We start from the raw sequence: 17,139 nt of genomic DNA on the forward strand, positions 1-17,139 counted from the left end.
AGGCACGCGCGCGCAAACGCACACAAACGCACGCACCCGCAAACGCACAATCACACACTGTTTTGCAGTCCGCTTAAAACAACGAGCCGTTACCATCGCCGGTGAGCAGTCCGGGGATTTGCAAAACGCATGGAGAAGAGACAATGCAGGATCAGTACATCCTCGCGCTTGACCAAGGCACCACCAGCTCGCGTGCGATGCTGTTCGACCGCAGCGGCAATGTCGTGTCGATTGCGCAGAAAGAATTCCAGCAGATCTATCCGCATCCGGGCTGGGTCGAGCACGATCCGCAGGAAATCTGGTCGACCCAGGCCGGCGTCGCCGCCGAAGCCGTCACGCGCGCGGGCATGAACGGCGCATCGATTGCCGCGATCGGCATTACGAATCAGCGCGAAACGACCATTGTGTGGGATCGCGAAACCGGCCATCCGGTCTATAACGCGATCGTCTGGCAGGACCGCCGCACCGCCGATTTCTGCGACCAGCTCAAGGAGCAAGGTCTCGAAGAAAAAGTCCGCGCGAAAACGGGTCTGCCGGTCGATTCGTATTTTTCGGCGACCAAGATCCGCTGGATTCTCGACAACGTCGAAGGCGCGCGCGAGAAAGCCAAGCAAGGCCGCCTCGCGTTCGGCACGGTGGATAGCTGGCTCGTGTGGAATTTCACGAAAGGCGGCCTGCACGTCACCGACGTGACCAACGCGTCGCGCACGATGCTGTTCAACATTCACACGCTGAAGTGGGACGACGAGTTGCTCGACGCGCTCGATATTCCGCGCAGCATGTTGCCGGAGGTGCGGCCTTCGTCGGAAATTTACGGGCCGACCAAGACCACGGTATTCGCGTCGAAGATCCCGCTCGCGGGCATCGCCGGCGACCAGCACGCCGCCCTCTTCGGCCAGATGTGCACGGAGTCGGGCATGGTGAAGAACACCTACGGCACCGGCTGCTTCCTCGTGATGAATACCGGCGACAAGCCGATCGAATCGAAGAACAACCTCGTCACGACGATCGCCTGGCAGATCGGCGACAAGATCAACTACGCGCTCGAAGGCAGCATATTTATCGGCGGCGCGGTGGTGCAGTGGCTGCGCGACGGCCTCGGCATCATCAAGAACGCGGCAGAAATCGAAACGCTCGCGCGCGGCGTGCCGCATTGCGACGGCGTGTATCTGGTGCCCGCGTTTGCCGGGCTCGGCGCGCCGCACTGGAACGCACGCGCTCGCGGCACGCTGTTCGGCGTGACGCGCGGCACGACCTCCGCGCACATTGCGCGCGCGGCGCTCGATTCGATCGCCTATCAATCGCTCGACGTGCTGAAGGCGATGGAAGCCGATTCGGGTATTCGCATCGGCGAATTGCGGGTGGACGGCGGCGCGTGCGCGAACAATCTGCTGATGCAATTCCAGGCCGATATTCTCGGCGTCGACGCGGTGCGTCCGAAGGTGCCGGAAACGACCGCGTTGGGCGCGGCCTATCTGGCGGGCCTCGCGGTGGGCTACTGGAAGGATGTGGACGAACTGCACAGCCAGTGGAAGCTCGACCGCCGCTTCACGCCCGCGCTGCCGCACGCCGATGTCAGGGATTGCCTCGACGGCTGGAAGCGCGCGATTCGCGCGGCGAAAGCATGGGCCGACACGCCCTGACTGGCTGACCGCAAAGTCGCCGCCTGAACCTGCCCGCGCGAATGAAAGCGGCGGCAAGACGTCGCCGCCATGGGGGCGACGTCAAAGCACGTATCATGATGCTTTCAATCAACGCGCATGAGCTTGCCGTTCTTCGGCTCACGCGCTTCCCGCTTCTGCATTTCAGGCATGATCGACCACCTCATCTGTGACTGCGACGGCGTGCTCGTCGACAGTGAAATCATCGCTGACCGCGTGATGTTCGAAACGCTGACCAGCACCTTCCCCGGCCTCGACTTCGAACCGGTCGTCAAGACGGCGTTCGGTCAGCAAACCTCGCGCTTTCTCGAAGGCATCGAGAAGTCGTTCGACATCACGTTGCCCGCGGATTTTCTCAACACCATCGATCACGCCGTCGAGCTTGAACTCGCGGCGTCGCTCAGTCCGATCAACGGCGTGCGCGAGGCGTTGCAACGCGTGACGTTGCCGGCAGCGGTGGTCTCCAACAGCCGGATGGCACGCGTGACCGCGTCGGTGCGGCGAGCCGGTTTACAGCAGATTTTCGGCGAGCGGATTTTCAGCGCCGAACAGGTCGCGCGGCCCAAGCCTTATCCCGATGTGTATCTGTTTGCCGCGCAGACGTTGGGCGTGGAGCCGTCACGCTGCATCGTTGTCGAAGATAGCGTGGCGGGCTTGAACGCGGCGCGCGCGGCGGGAATGAAGACGATTGCGTTCGTCGGCGCGAGCCACATCCCCGATGGTTATGCGGACGCGCTGCGCAAAATGGGCATGACACGCATCATGAAACATATGGACGAGCTGCCCGCGCTAATCGAGGCCGGCGTGCGTGGGGATTTCGGGGACGTGCAGTCGTAGCCTGAATTGCAGTCACGTCGAGTTGCAGCGATAAAAAAGGCCGAATCTGTCTATCAGATTCGGCCTTTGTGTTTGCGCCGCGTGTCTGTGGCTCACATGCGGTGCTTAACGCCAATCAATTCATCAAACCTCTTCCACCTCACGCTCGCGCACCCGCGCCAGCGCTTCACGAAACGCCACCAGCTCCGCAATCGTCAGCATCGGCAGATTGTGTTGTGCGGCGAAACGTTCGACGTCGGCACCGCGCGTCATCGTGCCGTCCGCGTTCATCAGTTCGCACAGCACGCCGGCCGGCTTCAGACCCGCGAGGACCGCGAGATCGACCGTGCCTTCGGTGTGGCCGCGTCGCGCGAGCACGCCGCCGGGCATCGCCCGCAGCGGGAACACGTGGCCCGGGCTCACGATATCGGCAGGCTTCGCCGCGTCGGCAATCGCCGCGCGGATCGTCGTCAGGCGATCGACCGCCGACACCCCCGTCGTCACGCCCTCGCGCGCTTCGATCGACACCGTGAACGCGGTGCCGTAACGGCTTGCGTTGTTGGTGGTCATCGGCGGAAGTTCGAGCGAACGGATTGTGTCGTCGGGCAGGCACAGGCAAACAATGCCGCTGCACTCTCGGATCAGCAACGCCATGGTTTCGACCGACAGACGCTCGGCAGATACCACCAGATCGGCTTCGTTCTCGCGATCGTCGTCATCCTGAAGGACGACGGCGCGGCCGTCGCGCATGGCCTGCAACGCGGCGGCGATGCGGGGCGGCACAGCTTCGGTGGCGAGTAGCGGGAGATCGTCGATTGCATCGCTGGCAATCGTCAAGGGAGCAGGAAATTTAGCAAAAGACATAGTTGAAACGCTCATCGCAAAAGTGGGGCGAAAAACGTTTCAGGGCATTGCAAACAGACAAAGACGCGCCGCTGAACGCCGCCCGATTCAAGCGGGGCGACGCTCGCGCACCGCCTGAACCTCGGGCGACGCCACGACAACGACCATGACTATCTGCACATCTTCTTTCATCCGGACTGTGACCGTCGGCTCTGGCTTTTCACCAGATCTGCTGACCCCGCTGCGGTCCTCGATGCACTGAGAAAAACCGCACGATGCGGGCGCTCGCGGGCTCACCGGCTCACGCTTTCGCGCTGCCGGCATACCGCCGGTGGGGAATTTCACCCCGCCCTGAAGACGCACTGATTGCCGGATCGACCGGCTGGCAAAGCTTACAACAGTCGCGCATGGGCTGCTGCGCGACAGACCACGGCCTGACAGGAAGCTCTATTTCGAGACAAGCTGTCATCAGCCTGAAATTGTGCTCAAACGGGTGTCGCTTCGCGCTGTGGCGTCGCCTGGGTTTGAGCTTCCGGCTGCGTTTCATGCCGCGTCTCGTGCAGCGCGGGCACGTCCCAGCGCGGCGGGGTCTCCGCCTTCAGCGTGACGCGAAACGCGCGCGCCTCGGTATCGCCAGGATTGCGCAGACTATGCGGCTGATCGGCATCGAACACGATTGCGTCGCCGGTTGCGAGCAACTGGCGCTGATCGTGAACGCTGACTTCGAGCGTGCCTTCGCTAACCACCAGATTCACCGTCGTGCCCGGCGCGCGGCGCGTGCCCGCCTCGGTGTGCAACGGCGCGATTCGCAATTCGTGGAACTCGGCGGCAGTCGGTTCGGCATCGGGATAAAGCGGCCGCGCCGAATAGCGCCCGTTCGAACTGACGATGCGCTGCGAGCGCTCGGCCGGCAGATGCTCGAAGCCGTTAGTCGCATGACGCCGCAAGAACGCCGCCACCGATACCTTCAGCGCAGCCGCCACCTTACACAGCACCTTGATGGACGGCACGCTGCGCGCCGATTCGATCTGCGCGAGCATGGCCCGCGACACGCCCGACGCGCGGGCCAAAGCATCGAGCGACAGTTGCCGCTCGGCACGCAGGCGGGCCAGATTGACGCCGACCAGGTGCTCGAGTGCGTCGAAGGGTTCGGCGGCGCGCGGCGACGCATCGGCGTCGATCGAGGGATCGCGGACCAGCGCGAGCGGGGAATGCATGATTGCCTCCAAAGCGCCGCCGGACGGCAACGCATGCGGTTAGTGGAAGCAAGATAGCATCGCGTCCGCCCACGCCCAACGAAGTTATCTTCACACTGTTATCAGTATTGCGGAGGGCGATTCTGGCAAAGCTTGTGCGGATTTTTCATATGGACAGGAGCTAGATTGAAGGCTCCTGGTCAGTCGTGCGGCGCATGCGTAACCGGGCCTTACAGGGTTGAAGGCACAACCGTCCCATACGGCATCGGCCGGTTGCGCCCTCTTCCCTCATCGCTAAATCTCGGTGTCAGACGTGCTCGCGCACTGTCACAGGCTGCTGCGCCGCCTTCGACACCGGCGCATCCATCCGCGCGGCGAACCACGTCAGCAACAGCGCCACCACGCTGACGCCCGCCGCGACCCACGGCAGCGTATCGAGCGAATGGCCGTGGTTGATCACCAGGCCGCCGAGCCACGCGCCGCCCGCATTGCCCACGTTGAACGCGCCGATGTTCAGCGTCGACGCGAGATTCGGCGCGGCGGCCGCCTTCTCGACCACGCGCATCTGCAACGGCGGCACCGTCGCGAACGCGGCAATGCCCCATACGAAAATCGTGATCGCGGCGGCCACCTGCGAATGGCTGGTGCGCGCGAAAATCGCCATCACCACGGCCAGCGCGACCAGAATGCCCATCAGCGACGGCATCAGCGCGCGGTCCGCGAGCTTGCCGCCGACCGTATTGCCGATCGTCAGACCCACGCCGAACAGCACCAGAATCAGCGTCACGCCACGCGGCGAGAAGCCGCTCACCTGCTCCAGAATCGGCGCGATATACGTGAACACGACGAACACGCCGCCGAAGCCGAGCACCGTCATCGCGAGCGCGGTCCAGACTTGCGGGTCTTTCAGCACGCGCACTTCGTGACCGAGACCGACGGGCCCGGAATCGTGACGATTCGGCACCAGCGCGGTCACGCCGAGCAGCGACAGCACGCCAAACGCGCTGACGATCCAGAACGCCGCGCGCCAGCCGAACTGCTGTCCGATGAAGGTGCCGAACGGCACGCCGAGCACGTTCGCGAGCGTCAGGCCGGTGAACATCAGCGCAATCGCGCTGGCACGCTTTTCGGACGGCACGAGCGACGCCGCCACCACCGCGCCGATCCCGAAGAACGAACCGTGCGCGAACGACGTCACGATGCGCGCGATCATCAGCACGGAATAGTCTGACGCCACCGCGCACAGCGTATTGCCGACGATGAACACGCCCATCAGCAACTGCAATGCGAGCTTGCGCGGCATCTTGCTCGTGAGCACCGCGAGCAGCGGCGCGCCGACCGCGACGCCGAGCGCATAGCCGCTCACCAGCAGCCCCGCCGACGGAATCGACACGGACAGATCGCGCGCAACCTCGGGCAGCAAGCCCATGATCACGAATTCGGTCGTGCCGATTGCGAATGCGCTGATTGCCAGCGCGAGTAACGGAATGGGCATTTTAATTCTCCAGTCTTAAAGTTGAGCGTGAATCAGCGTCGTCACGAATTCGATGACGACGCCCGGCGCGAGCGCCACGAACAATTGCCGTTCGGCGGGCTGCGCGCCCATTTGCGGGACCTGCGCGGTTTGATAGGCGACGCCTTCCGCGTCGAGGCGCTCCAGCAACGCCTGCCATTCGGCCGCGCCGTCCAGCCGGAAAGCGATGTGGTCGATCCGCGGCGCCACCCGGCTCTGCGTGGCAGCAGCCGGCATCGTCGAGTCGATCAGATGCAGCACCGGACGGCCGTTTGCGTACAGCCAGTAGCCATCCACCGAAAACGGCGGGCGCGCGCCTTCGGTCAGTCCGGCGATGTCGACGAAGAAATGCCGGGCGGTGTCGAGATCGGCGATGACGATGGTGGCGTGGTCGAGTTGCATGGCGTCTGCCTCGGGAATGCCGACACTTGCACGCGCGGCATCAGGGTTTTCGAGGAGTGCATTGTCGGTGCGGAGCGTCGATTTGATAATTGGCGTAGCATTTGAAGCATTTTCAAATTCTTTTTGAAAGCACGAACGATGGACAACCTCGGTGACATCCGCCTCTTCGTCGAAGCCGCGCAGCAGGGCAGTCTGTCGGCGGCGGGCCGCAAAATGGGCCTGACGCCGGCCGCCGCGAGCGCGCGCCTGGCCAAGCTCGAAACCGGCCTGAAGGCGCGGCTGTTCGAGCGCACCACCCGCCAGTTGCGGCTCACCGACGAGGGCCGGCTTTATCTGAATTGCTGCCGCCAGGCGCTGCAATCGCTCGACGACGCCGAGGCCGCGCTGCAAGCCGGACAAGGCGTCGTGCGTGGCAAAGTGCGAATTTCGGCGACGTCCGACTTCGGCCGCAATCTGCTGATGCACTGGCTCGACGAATTCAACGCGCTCTACCCCGAAGTGACGTTCGCGCTGACGCTGTCCGATTCGCTGTCGAACCTCGTGCAGGAAGATATCGATCTGGCGATCCGTTTCGGCGTGCCGCAGGACAGTTCGCTGGTCGCCCGCAAGCTCGCGCCGAACCGGCGTGTGCTGTGCGCGTCGCCGGAATACATTGCGCGCAAGGGCGAGCCGAAAGATCCGCACGATCTGGCGAATTTCGATTGCATCGTGCTCGGCACCGCTTCCGGCTGGGCGAACGAGTGGCACTTCACGCGCGGCGACGAGGAGCAGAACTACACGGTGCCATTCGAAACCGCGCGCGAGACCAATGACGGCGCGGTTGCCCGCGAATGGGCGTTGCGCGGCTACGGCATCGTGATCAAGTCGATGTGGGACGTGGAAGCGGATCTGCGCGCCGACGGTCTGAAAATCCTGTTGCCGGAGTGGCGCTATCCAGACGCGCCGCTGCACGCGCTTTATCACCGCAACCGCTTCATGGCGCCACGCGTACGCGTGCTGCTGGATTTTCTCAGCGAGCGTTTCGCGCAGGTGTCGGACGAACTGGAAAGCCTGCTGGGCTTGCCGCCGGAGCGGCCGCGCGCTGCCGCAGCGGAGAAAACCGCATCCCGTGAAGGGCTATAATGTTGCGTTACGCTGCAAACGTGTAGAGCCTGCAAACCGCGACTACGCGCAGGTTCCAAAGCAGGCCCGGGCGGCCCAAAGCACCGCCCCTACGTTTCGCCCCCCTTTACCTTTTACCGACGCCCCCAGGTTAACCACTGCGACCGGCGAAATTCGATGACCAAGAAAGTTTATGTAAAGACCTTTGGCTGCCAGATGAACGAGTACGACTCCGACAAGATGGTCGACGTACTCGGCGCGGCGGAAGGCCTCGTGAAGACCGACACGCCCGAAGATGCGGACGTGATCCTGTTCAACACCTGCTCGGTGCGTGAAAAAGCGCAGGAAAAAGTCTTCTCCGACCTCGGCCGGGTGCGTGAGCTGAAGGAAGCGAATCCCAATCTGATCATCGGCGTGGGCGGCTGCGTGGCGAGCCAGGAAGGTGCTGCGATCGTCGCGCGCGCGCCCTATGTGGATCTGGTGTTCGGTCCGCAAACGCTGCACCGTCTGCCGCAAATGATCGACCAGCGCCGCGAAAGCGGCCGCGCCCAGGTCGACATCTCGTTCCCGGAAATCGAAAAGTTCGACCACCTGCCGCCGGCGCGCGTCGACGGTCCGAGCGCGTTCGTATCGATCATGGAAGGTTGCAGCAAGTACTGCAGCTACTGCGTCGTGCCGTACACGCGCGGTGAAGAAGTGTCGCGTCCGCTGGACGACGTGCTGACCGAAATCGCCGGTCTCGCCGACCAGGGCGTGCGCGAAGTCACCCTGCTCGGCCAGAACGTGAACGCGTACCGCGCCGGCCTGACGCTCGGCTCGTCGGACATCGCCGACTTCGCGACGCTGATCGAATACGTCGCCGATATTCCCGGCATCGAGCGGATTCGCTACACCACGTCGCATCCGAAAGAATTCACGCAACGCCTGATCGACACCTACGCAAAGGTGCCGAAGCTGGTCAGCCATCTGCATCTGCCGGTTCAGCACGGCTCCGACCGTATCCTGATGGCGATGAAGCGCGGCTACACGGTGCTCGAGTACAAGTCGGTGATCCGCAAGCTGCGTGCTATTCGTCCTGACCTGTCGCTGTCCACGGACATGATCGTCGGCTTCCCCGGCGAGACCGAAGAAGACTTCGACAAGATGATGTCGCTGATTCACGAGATGAGCTACGACACCAGCTTCTCGTTCATCTACAGCCCGCGTCCCGGCACGCCGGCTGCGAATCTGCACGACGACACGCCGCACGAGGTGAAACTCAAACGTCTGCACCACTTGCAGGCGACGATCGAAGAAAACGTGCAGCGCATCAGCGAGTCGATGGTCGGCAAGATCGAGCGCATTCTGGTCGAGCGCCCGGCGCGCAAAGACCCGAACGAACTCGCGGGCCGCACCGAAAACAATCGCGTGGTGAATTTCCCGGCGCCGGTGGCGTCGCACGCGCGGCTGATCGGCCAGATGGTCGACGTGAAAATCGTCCATGCGTACCCACATTCGCTGCGTGGCGAACTCGTGCTGGTGCATGACGACGCGCCCGCCACGACGCACTGAATGCAGCACTAAGCGACACATCCCAACCGCGTATCGAAACCGACAGGATCGAACCTCCGCCTTGAAGACCGCTCAGCAGCATCTGGAATTCACCGCACCGCGCGAAGACAACGCGCGGCTCGCCAACCTCTGCGGACCGCTCGACGAAAATCTGCGGCAGATCGAGCAGGCGCTCGACGTGACGCTGCAACGCAGGGCTCACCGCATCACGATCCGCGGGCGCGGCGCGAAACTCGCGCTCACCGCGCTCGAGAACTTCTACAACAACGCGCGCGAACCGCTGTCGGTCGACGACATCCAGCTTGCGCTGGTTGAGGTGCGTCATCCGGCGCGGCATCGTCCGAACGGCACCCATGGCGACGAAGCCGGCGATCCGCGTTTCGCGGGCAATCCGGACCATCCGTTCGACCAGCCCGCCGACGCAGCCGATGACGACCTCGACGCACTCGGTCCGAAGCTGTACACGCGACGCGCCGATTTGCGCGGCCGTACGCCGATGCAGCGCGAGTATCTGAAGCAGATCGTTTCGCACGATGTCACCTTCGGCATCGGGCCGGCAGGTACGGGTAAAACGTACCTGGCCGTCGCCTGCGCGGTGGATGCGCTCGAGCGCGATCAGGTCAAGCGTATCGTGCTGACGCGCCCCGCCGTCGAAGCGGGCGAGCGTCTCGGGTTCCTGCCGGGCGATCTGGCGCAGAAGGTCGATCCGTATCTGCGTCCGCTGTACGACGCGCTGTACGACCTGCTCGGTTTCGACAAAACCGCCAAGATGTTCGAGCGGCAGATGATCGAAATCGCGCCGCTCGCGTACATGCGCGGCCGCACGCTGAACCACGCGTTCATCATCCTGGACGAGGCGCAGAACACCACGCCCGAACAGATGAAGATGTTCCTCACGCGGATCGGCTTCGGCTCGAAGGCCGTGGTCACCGGTGACACGACCCAGGTCGACTTGCCGCGCGGCCACAAGAGCGGGCTGATCGAAGCGCAGCAGGTACTGACAGACGTGCGCGGCATCGCCATGACGCGTTTCACCAGCGCTGACGTGGTGCGGCATCCGCTGGTCGCGCGAATTGTGGAGGCGTACGATGCGCATTCGCAGAAAGTCGCCAGCCCGGCGGATTCCCGCTGATTTGCGTCCATTGAGCATGCTTCTGATCCACACGCCTCACCAAGAAACCGCATGAGCCGCACCCCGAAACTGACGTTGAATCTGCAATTCCCCGCCGCCAAGGCCTTCCCGGAACACAAGGCGCTGCTGCCGCGCGCCACGGTGGCCGGCTGGATCAAGGCGGCGCTTTTCGCGGACGGCGAACTGACCGTGCGTTTCGTCGACGCCGAAGAAGGCCGCACGTTGAACCGCACGTATCGCGGCAAGGATTACTCGACCAACGTGCTGACCTTCGCGTACGCCGAATCGGAAGACGATCCGGTGTCGGGCGATCTGATCCTGTGCTGTCCGGTGGTCGAGAAAGAAGCCGCCGAGCAGGGCAAGCCGCTCGTCGCGCATTACGCGCATCTGCTGGTGCACGGTACGCTGCACGCGCAGGGCTACGACCACGAAGTCGAAGAAGAAGCCGAGGAAATGGAAGCGATCGAAACCGAGATTCTCGGCAAGCTCGGCTTTCCAGATCCTTATCAATAGGCTTCGATCACCCTTCACCGACCATTCGTTCGAACCATACCGTGAGCACATTCTCCCCAGAAGCCGACCTCCGATCACCCTGCCCGGACTATCCGCCGGCGCTCGGCGAGTCGCGGCTTCTGACGGACGACGAACTGCGCGCGTCGCTCGAATGCACGCTACGTGACTGGGACCGCAAGAGCGATCTCTGGCTGTTCGGCTACGGCTCGCTGATCTGGAATCCCGGCTTGCCCACCGTCGAGGCAACCCGTTCGAAGGTGCATGGCTATCACCGTGGGCTGTATTTGTGGTCGCGCGTGAATCGCGGCACGCCGGAGCAGCCGGGTCTCGTGCTCGCGCTCGACCGTGGCGGTTCGTGCACCGGCATCGCGTTCCGGCTGGCCGCTGAAGGCTCGGCGCCGCATCTCGACGCGCTGTGGCGCCGGGAGATGGCGATGGGCTCGTATCGTCCGGCGTGGCTGCCGTGCGTGCTCGCCGACGGCCGGCGCGTCGACGCGCTCGCGTTCGTAATGCGCCGCGACGTGCCGAGCTACACCGGCAAGTTGCGCGACGACGTCGTTAAAGCCGTGTTCGGCTGCGCGTGCGGCCGCTATGGAACCACGCTGGATTACGTCAGCCGTACCGTTCATGCGTTGCGTGAGAGCGGAATGCCCGATCGCGCGCTTGAAGCGCTGCTCAAGCGTTGTCGTGAGGAAAGCGATGACGCGGGTCGGCAAACCGGAGCGTCGAGCGGCGCTGCAACGGGGAGCTGAAGGCGTCGCGTTGCGGCGACGTGCGATGGTCGGCCAATGACTGTCCTTCGCCGATCCCGCGACAAAGCAAGCTCCAGCGCACTAACGAAGGCCGTGCCGCGAACAGTGCAGCGCGTTCGGTCCAGCGCTAAAAATCGAGCGGGTAACGGCACGGCGTATTGCTCAGCATGCGCCCAAAGCGCGCAATCGCCCACACCGCTCCTCCCGCACCTCACCTCCGCGAACAAGCTCCTGTCCGCGCCACTTTTTTGCTCAGAAACGCTTTTCCGCGCGTAATCAGTTAGGATTGACCCACGCGCTGTCCATCGCGACAGAGCACGACAAAGCCGCTTCAACCCGCTGCACCCCGGTTTCACCCATCGCCCAGCCCGTCGGAACACGGTTCCGCCATGTGCCTGGTGTATCCTTAATGCTCCGCAACAGCGCGTCCAGTCTTGCCGGGCGCACTACCATGAACGACACGTATCCCAGTCGAAGACAAACCGACAAACCGCAGGAAAAGCGCTCACTCCTCGAGCGTCTGACCGACTTCATCTCGCCCGAGCCCGACTCGCGCGCCGAACTTCTGGAAATTCTGCAGGACGCGCACGAGCGCAACCTGATCGACGCCGACTCGCTGTCGATGATCGAAGGCGTGTTCCAGGTCACCGAACTCAGCGCACGCGACATCATGGTGCCGCGCGCCCAAATGGACGCGATCAACATCGCGGACAATCCCGCCGAATTCATCCCCTACGTGCTGGAAAAAGCGCACTCGCGCTATCCGGTCTACGAAGGCAATCGCGACAACATCATCGGCGTGCTGCTGGCCAAAGACCTGCTGCGCTACTACGCCGAAGAAGAGTTCGACGTGCGCGGCATGCTGCGCCCCGCCGTGTTCATCCCCGAATCGAAGCGTCTGAACGTGCTGCTGCACGACTTCCGCGTGAATCGCAATCACCTCGCGGTGGTGGTCGACGAGTACGGCGGCGTGGCCGGTCTGATTACGATAGAAGACGTGCTGGAACAGATCGTCGGCGACATCGAGGACGAATACGATTTCGACGAGGAAAGCGGCAACATCATCGCGTCGCCGGACGGCCGGTTCCGCGTGCGTGCGCTGACCGAGATCGAGCAGTTCAACGAGGCATTCGGCACGCACTATCCGGACGACGAAGTCGACACGATCGGCGGACTCGTCACGCATCACTTCGGGCGCGTTCCGCATCGTGGCGAAAAAGTCCGCCTCGACGATCTGATCTTCGAGATTCTGCGCGGCGATGCCCGCCAGATTCACATGCTGCTGGTGCGCCGCGATCCGCTGGCTGGTCAGCGCGAGCGCGAAGCGCAGCACGTGCAGACCTGATCCGGTTGCTGGCCGCATCGTTTCACGCGGCTGGCTCGTGGCTGCTTTCGGTCCGCCCGCCGGCTGCTCATCGACGGCTTTCCCGCTTCCTGGCAGCACGTCCCGGCAGTCCCTTCGCAGCCTTTTCACTTTCCCAACTACTCACGCCGACCGCGCAACAATGGCCGACCCGATTACTACCCGTTCGCGCCCCGGCGTGAACGCTTCCGCCGCCGACGCGTCCCCCAACGCAGCGCGCAGTCGCAAGCTGCCTCGCTGGCATTACCTCTTCGCGCTCGTCGCTGGCGCGGCCAACACGCTTTCGTTCGCGCCGACGCCGCACGGCGGCTGGCTCCAGCTCGCCATCTTCGCGTTCTTCTTCGCGTGGCTCACGCGCACGACCAGCTGGAAAAGCGCCGCGCTGACAGGCGGCGCGTTCGGTTTCGGCAACTTCGTGACCGGCGTGTGGTGGCTGTACGTCAGCATGCACTACTACGGCGGCATGGCCGCGCCGCTCGCAGGCGCGGCGCTCGTGCTGTTCTCGCTATATCTGGCGGTTTATCCGGCGCTGGCAGCCGGGGTCTGGTCGTTCTGCGCGGGTCACGCGCGACACGGCTCGGCGGCTGACGATCTGCCGTTCTCGCCCACCTGGCATGGTGCTTTGGCGTTCGCGAGCGCGTGGGCGATCGGCGAATGGCTGCGCGGGACGGTGTTCACCGGCTTTCCGTGGCTCGCGAGCGGTTATGCGCAGGTGGATGGCCCGTTGGCCGGGTTTGCGCCTGTGGTCGGCGTGTATGGCGTCGGCTGGATGCTGGCGCTGGTGGCCGCGCTGATCGCCCAGGCGCTGTTACGGTTGTTGCGTTCGCGCCGGGCCGCGAGCGGCGTCGACGGTACTGCCGATATTGACGGCGCGCCCGCAAAACCAAACGCCGCAGCCATCGTGGTTCCGGCTGTCGTCGCCGTGGCGCTGATCGTCGCGGGCCTGCTGCTGCCGCTGGTCCAGTGGACCGTGCCGTCCAACGCGCCGCTGAAGGTGCGTCTGCTGCAAGGAAACGTCAAGCAGGAAATGAAGTTCGAGGAAGCGGGCATGCGCGCCGCCATCGATCAGTATCAGCAGATGATCACGTCGAAACCCGCCGACCTGATCGTCACGCCGGAAACCGCGATTCCGGTGCTCGCGCAGCAGTTGCCTGCGCCGTTTGCGTCGGCGGTGCGCGAGTTCGCGGATTCCACCGGCACGTCGATCCTGTTCGGCGCGATTGGCGGCACGATCACCCCGGAAGGGCAGGTGATCGACTATACGAACAGCCTGTTCGGCGTCACGCCGGGTTCGCACGACGTGTATCGCTACGACAAGCATCACCTTGTGCCGTTCGGCGAATTCGTGCCTTGGGGTTTCCGCTGGTTCGTCAATCTGATGAGTATTCCGCTCGGCGACTTCTATCGTGGCGCGCCGGTGCAGAAACCGTTCATGGTGCATAACCAGCCGGTGTCGGTGAACATCTGCTACGAAGACATCTTCGGCGAAGAGATCGCGCGCAATATTCGCGAAAGCGCGACGCCCGCCGGCGTGCTGGTCAACTCGACCAATCTCGCGTGGTTCGGCGACACGATCGCGCTCGACCAGCATCTGCAGATTGCCCGCATGCGCTCGCTGGAAACTGGCCGGCCGATGCTACGCGCGACCAACACCGGCATGACCGCCGCGATCGACGCAAACGGCCGGGTGATCGGCCGGCTCGCGCCCTACACGATCGGCTCGCTCGACGTCTCCGTACAAGGCACATCGGGCAACACGCCGTACGTGACGAGCGGAAATAACACCGTGCTGGCGGTTTCGCTGCTGTTGCTCGCGTTCGGCTTCGCGTTCGGGCCGGGCATTACGCGGCGACGCAGCGGGAAGTAAGTCGCAGGGAAACGTGCTCGTCATGCGCAACGCATGGCGAGCGCGAGTTGCAGGTTGCAACCTCCGAGTCGCAACTTTTGAGTTGCAAAACACCGGCCCCACCAAGCAACCCGCAAAAAAAATGCGCCTGCAGAGCAGGCGCATTTTCAATTCCATCACACTCTTCAAGCCAGATTTCCAGGAGCCTGGACCAGCCGGTTCAGCGCTCCGTCAACCTTCGACCGTCAAGCCGCCGGCACCGTATCGATAAACGATTGCCGCTGCGACAGCTTCTGCAAATGTTTGTCCAGATTCGGATGCGGTTCGCGCCAGTTCAACTCCGGCATGCGGAAGTCGAGATAAGCCAGCGCGCAACCCACGGCGATATCCGCGAGCGTGTAGTGATTGCCCGCGCACCAGGTCTTGCTACCCAGCCCCTGTGACATCGCCACCAGACCTTCTTCGATCTTGCGCTGCTGCCGCGCCACCCACGCATCCACGCGTTGCTCCGGCGTGCGCTGGGTGTTTTCGGCGCGGATCAGCACGGCTGCGTCCATCACGCCGTCTGCGAGCGCTTCCCAGCAACGCACTTCGAGCCGCTCACGCCCCGACGGGGGAATCAGCTTGCCGACCGGCGACAGCGTATCCACGTATTCGCAGATCACCCGCGAATCGAACACGGCTTCGCCATCTTCCATCACGAGGCAAGGAACCTTGCCGAGCGGATTGAAGGTGTGAATCTGGGTATCCGGTGCCCAGACATTCTCGGGCACCAGTTCGTAGTCGATCCTCTTGTCGGCCAGAACGATCCGCGCTTTACGCGCGAACGGACTGGCGAGCGAACCGATGAGTTTCATCATGACCATCTGCCTTTTCTTGAATCCGGCGAAAGTATAAGTGCTCGGAGGCCATCACGAGCGCAGCGCCACCGCTTCGCAACCCGCGTGGAGACTCGCTGTGGACGGATTGCAACATGCCGGCGGCCGTCCCGCCAACTGTATTTGCGCAAAATGACTCCGCGCATTGGGCGCTACAATCGCACGATGAACCAGCCGACCGAACCCACCCTCGCCATCGACGTTTACCGCACGCGCCGCGAGCGCGTACTCGCTGCGCTGCGCGCGGCGGGCGGCGGCGTCGCCATCGTTCCGACCGCGCCGGAAGCGGTGCGCAACCGGGACGCCGACTATCCGTACCGGCACGATAGCTACTTCTATTATCTGACCGGCTTCACCGAGCCCGAAGCGCTGCTGGTGCTCGACGCAAGCGCCGCGCCCGGCGAGCCCACGTCGATCCTGTTCTGCCGCGAGAAGAACGTCGAGCGGGAAACGTGGGAAGGCTTCCGGTTCGGCCCGGAAGGCGCGCGTGCCGCCTTCGGTTTCGACGCCGCATTCGCGTTCGGTGAGCTCGACGCGCAAGTGCCGCGACTGCTCGCCGACAAACCCTCGTTGCACTATGCGCTCGGCACGTCGGCGAAACTGGACGAACAGGTGCGCGGCTGGCTGGACGCGGTTCGCGCGCAAGGCCGCGGCGGCATCGCCGCGCCCGCCGAGGCGCGTGATCTGCTGCCCTTGCTCGACGACATGCGCCTGTTCAAGGACGACCACGAACTCGCGATCATGCGCCGCGCCGGACAGATTTCCGCGCAGGCGCATCGGCGCGCGATGGCCGCGTGCCATCCCGGCGTCCGTGAATACGAACTCGAAGCCGAATTGCTGTACACGTTCCGCAAATTCGGCGCGCAGGCACCGGCTTACACGTCGATCGTCGCGGCGGGCGCGAACGCCTGCGTGCTGCACTACGCGGCCGGCAACACGATTGCGCGGGACGGCGACCTGATTCTGATCGACGCCGCGTGCGAACTCGATGGCTATGCATCCGACATTACGCGCACGTTCCCGGCCAGCGGCCGCTTCTCGCCTGCGCAGCGCGAGTTGTACGACATCGTGCTGGCCGCGCAGTACGCCGCCGTCGATGCCACGCGCGCCGGCGCTACCTTCGACGATCCGCACCAGGCAGCCGTCCGTGTGCTGGCGCAGGGGCTGCTGGACACCGGCATCGTCGATCGCGCGAAATTCGCTTTGGTCGACGACGTGATCGCCGAGCGCGCCTACGCGCCGTTCTACATGCACCGCACTGGCCACTGGCTCGGCATGGACGTGCACGATTGCGGCGACTATCGCGAACGCGGTGCGCAGCGCGACGAAGCGGGCGCGTTGCCGTGGCGCACGCTGCAACCGTCGATGACGCTGACCATCGAGCCGGGTCTATACATCCGCCCGACTGAGGGCGTGCCAGAGCGCTACTGGAACATCGGTATCCGCATCGAGGACGACGCGGTCGTCACGCCGACCGGTTGCGAACTGCTCACGCGCGACGTGCCGGTCGAGGCCGATGAAATCGAAGCGCTGATGCAGGAAGCGCGCGCGGCGCATGGAACAGGGAAGTAA

15 protein-coding genes and 1 riboswitch are annotated in these 17,139 nt (G+C 63.9%); of the genes, 10 read left to right on the forward strand and 5 right to left on the reverse strand.

Going from position 1 to position 17,139, the window contains the following annotated elements:
- The first annotated feature begins 143 nt into the window (after positions 1-143).
- Both glpK and BLS41_RS14670 read left to right on the forward strand, forming a co-directional pair.
- Positions 144-1,643 carry a glycerol kinase GlpK gene (gene glpK, locus BLS41_RS14665; RefSeq protein WP_074765670.1) on the forward strand — a complete coding sequence of 500 codons (1,500 nt, stop codon included), beginning with the start codon at positions 144-146 and terminating at the stop codon, positions 1,641-1,643.
- A 168-nt stretch (positions 1,644-1,811) separates the two neighbouring features.
- Positions 1,812-2,498: an HAD family hydrolase gene (locus BLS41_RS14670; RefSeq protein WP_074766551.1), complete on the forward strand. Its 687-nt coding sequence runs from the start codon at positions 1,812-1,814 to the stop codon at positions 2,496-2,498.
- 123 nt (positions 2,499-2,621) lie between these two features.
- On the opposite strand, the gene ribB is transcribed toward BLS41_RS14670, so the two are convergent.
- The 4 genes from ribB to BLS41_RS14690 all read right to left on the reverse strand — a co-directional run bounded on the left by ribB (position 2,622) and on the right by BLS41_RS14690 (position 6,431).
- The gene (gene ribB, locus BLS41_RS14675; RefSeq protein ID WP_074765672.1) at positions 2,622-3,341 is read right to left on the reverse strand and encodes a 3,4-dihydroxy-2-butanone-4-phosphate synthase; all 720 of its coding nucleotides are present in this window, start codon (positions 3,339-3,341) and stop codon (positions 2,622-2,624) included.
- Positions 3,342-3,496: 155 nt separating this feature from the next.
- Positions 3,497-3,683: riboswitch (FMN riboswitch) on the reverse strand.
- A 122-nt stretch (positions 3,684-3,805) separates the two neighbouring features.
- Positions 3,806-4,537 (reverse strand): helix-turn-helix domain-containing protein, encoded by a 732-nt coding sequence (locus BLS41_RS14680; protein ID WP_074765674.1) that lies wholly within the window; start codon positions 4,535-4,537, stop codon positions 3,806-3,808.
- 286 nt (positions 4,538-4,823) lie between these two features.
- A complete protein-coding gene (locus BLS41_RS14685) occupies positions 4,824-6,011 on the reverse strand; it encodes an MFS transporter (protein ID WP_074765676.1) in 1,188 nt (395 codons plus the stop codon).
- 15 nt (positions 6,012-6,026) lie between these two features.
- Positions 6,027-6,431 (reverse strand): VOC family protein, encoded by a 405-nt coding sequence (locus tag BLS41_RS14690; RefSeq protein ID WP_074765678.1) that lies wholly within the window; start codon positions 6,429-6,431, stop codon positions 6,027-6,029.
- Positions 6,432-6,569: 138 nt separating this feature from the next.
- Here BLS41_RS14690 and BLS41_RS14695 point away from each other — a divergent pair, with 138 nt between their 5' ends.
- The 7 genes from BLS41_RS14695 to lnt all read left to right on the forward strand — a co-directional run bounded on the left by BLS41_RS14695 (position 6,570) and on the right by lnt (position 14,710).
- Entirely contained in the window at positions 6,570-7,553 is a 984-nt protein-coding gene (locus BLS41_RS14695) for a LysR family transcriptional regulator (RefSeq protein WP_074765680.1), read from the forward strand.
- Positions 7,554-7,709: 156 nt separating this feature from the next.
- Positions 7,710-9,083, forward strand: a complete 1,374-nt coding sequence (miaB, locus tag BLS41_RS14700; RefSeq protein WP_074765682.1) for a tRNA (N6-isopentenyl adenosine(37)-C2)-methylthiotransferase MiaB — start codon at positions 7,710-7,712, stop codon at positions 9,081-9,083.
- Positions 9,084-9,144: 61 nt separating this feature from the next.
- Positions 9,145-10,215: a PhoH family protein gene (locus BLS41_RS14705; RefSeq protein WP_074765684.1), complete on the forward strand. Its 1,071-nt coding sequence runs from the start codon at positions 9,145-9,147 to the stop codon at positions 10,213-10,215.
- Positions 10,216-10,266: 51 nt separating this feature from the next.
- Positions 10,267-10,728 carry an rRNA maturation RNase YbeY gene (ybeY, locus tag BLS41_RS14710; protein WP_074765686.1) on the forward strand — a complete coding sequence of 154 codons (462 nt, stop codon included), beginning with the start codon at positions 10,267-10,269 and terminating at the stop codon, positions 10,726-10,728.
- Between the two features lie 41 nt (positions 10,729-10,769).
- Entirely contained in the window at positions 10,770-11,480 is a 711-nt protein-coding gene (locus tag BLS41_RS14715) for a gamma-glutamylcyclotransferase (protein WP_074765687.1), read from the forward strand.
- A 451-nt stretch (positions 11,481-11,931) separates the two neighbouring features.
- A complete protein-coding gene (locus BLS41_RS14720; protein ID WP_074765689.1) occupies positions 11,932-12,825 on the forward strand; it encodes an HlyC/CorC family transporter in 894 nt (297 codons plus the stop codon).
- Positions 12,826-12,985: 160 nt separating this feature from the next.
- Positions 12,986-14,710, forward strand: coding sequence for an apolipoprotein N-acyltransferase (gene lnt / locus BLS41_RS14725; protein ID WP_074765691.1), 1,725 nt, complete (start codon positions 12,986-12,988; stop codon positions 14,708-14,710).
- 224 nt (positions 14,711-14,934) lie between these two features.
- On the opposite strand, the gene BLS41_RS14730 is transcribed toward lnt, so the two are convergent.
- A complete protein-coding gene (locus BLS41_RS14730; RefSeq protein ID WP_171910231.1) occupies positions 14,935-15,549 on the reverse strand; it encodes a glutathione S-transferase C-terminal domain-containing protein in 615 nt (204 codons plus the stop codon).
- Positions 15,550-15,732: 183 nt separating this feature from the next.
- Here BLS41_RS14730 and BLS41_RS14735 point away from each other — a divergent pair, with 183 nt between their 5' ends.
- A complete protein-coding gene (locus BLS41_RS14735) occupies positions 15,733-17,139 on the forward strand; it encodes an aminopeptidase P N-terminal domain-containing protein (RefSeq protein WP_074766553.1) in 1,407 nt (468 codons plus the stop codon).

This window comes from Paraburkholderia fungorum (assembly GCF_900099835.1).
Lineage (GTDB): Bacteria > Pseudomonadota > Gammaproteobacteria > Burkholderiales > Burkholderiaceae > Paraburkholderia > Paraburkholderia fungorum_A.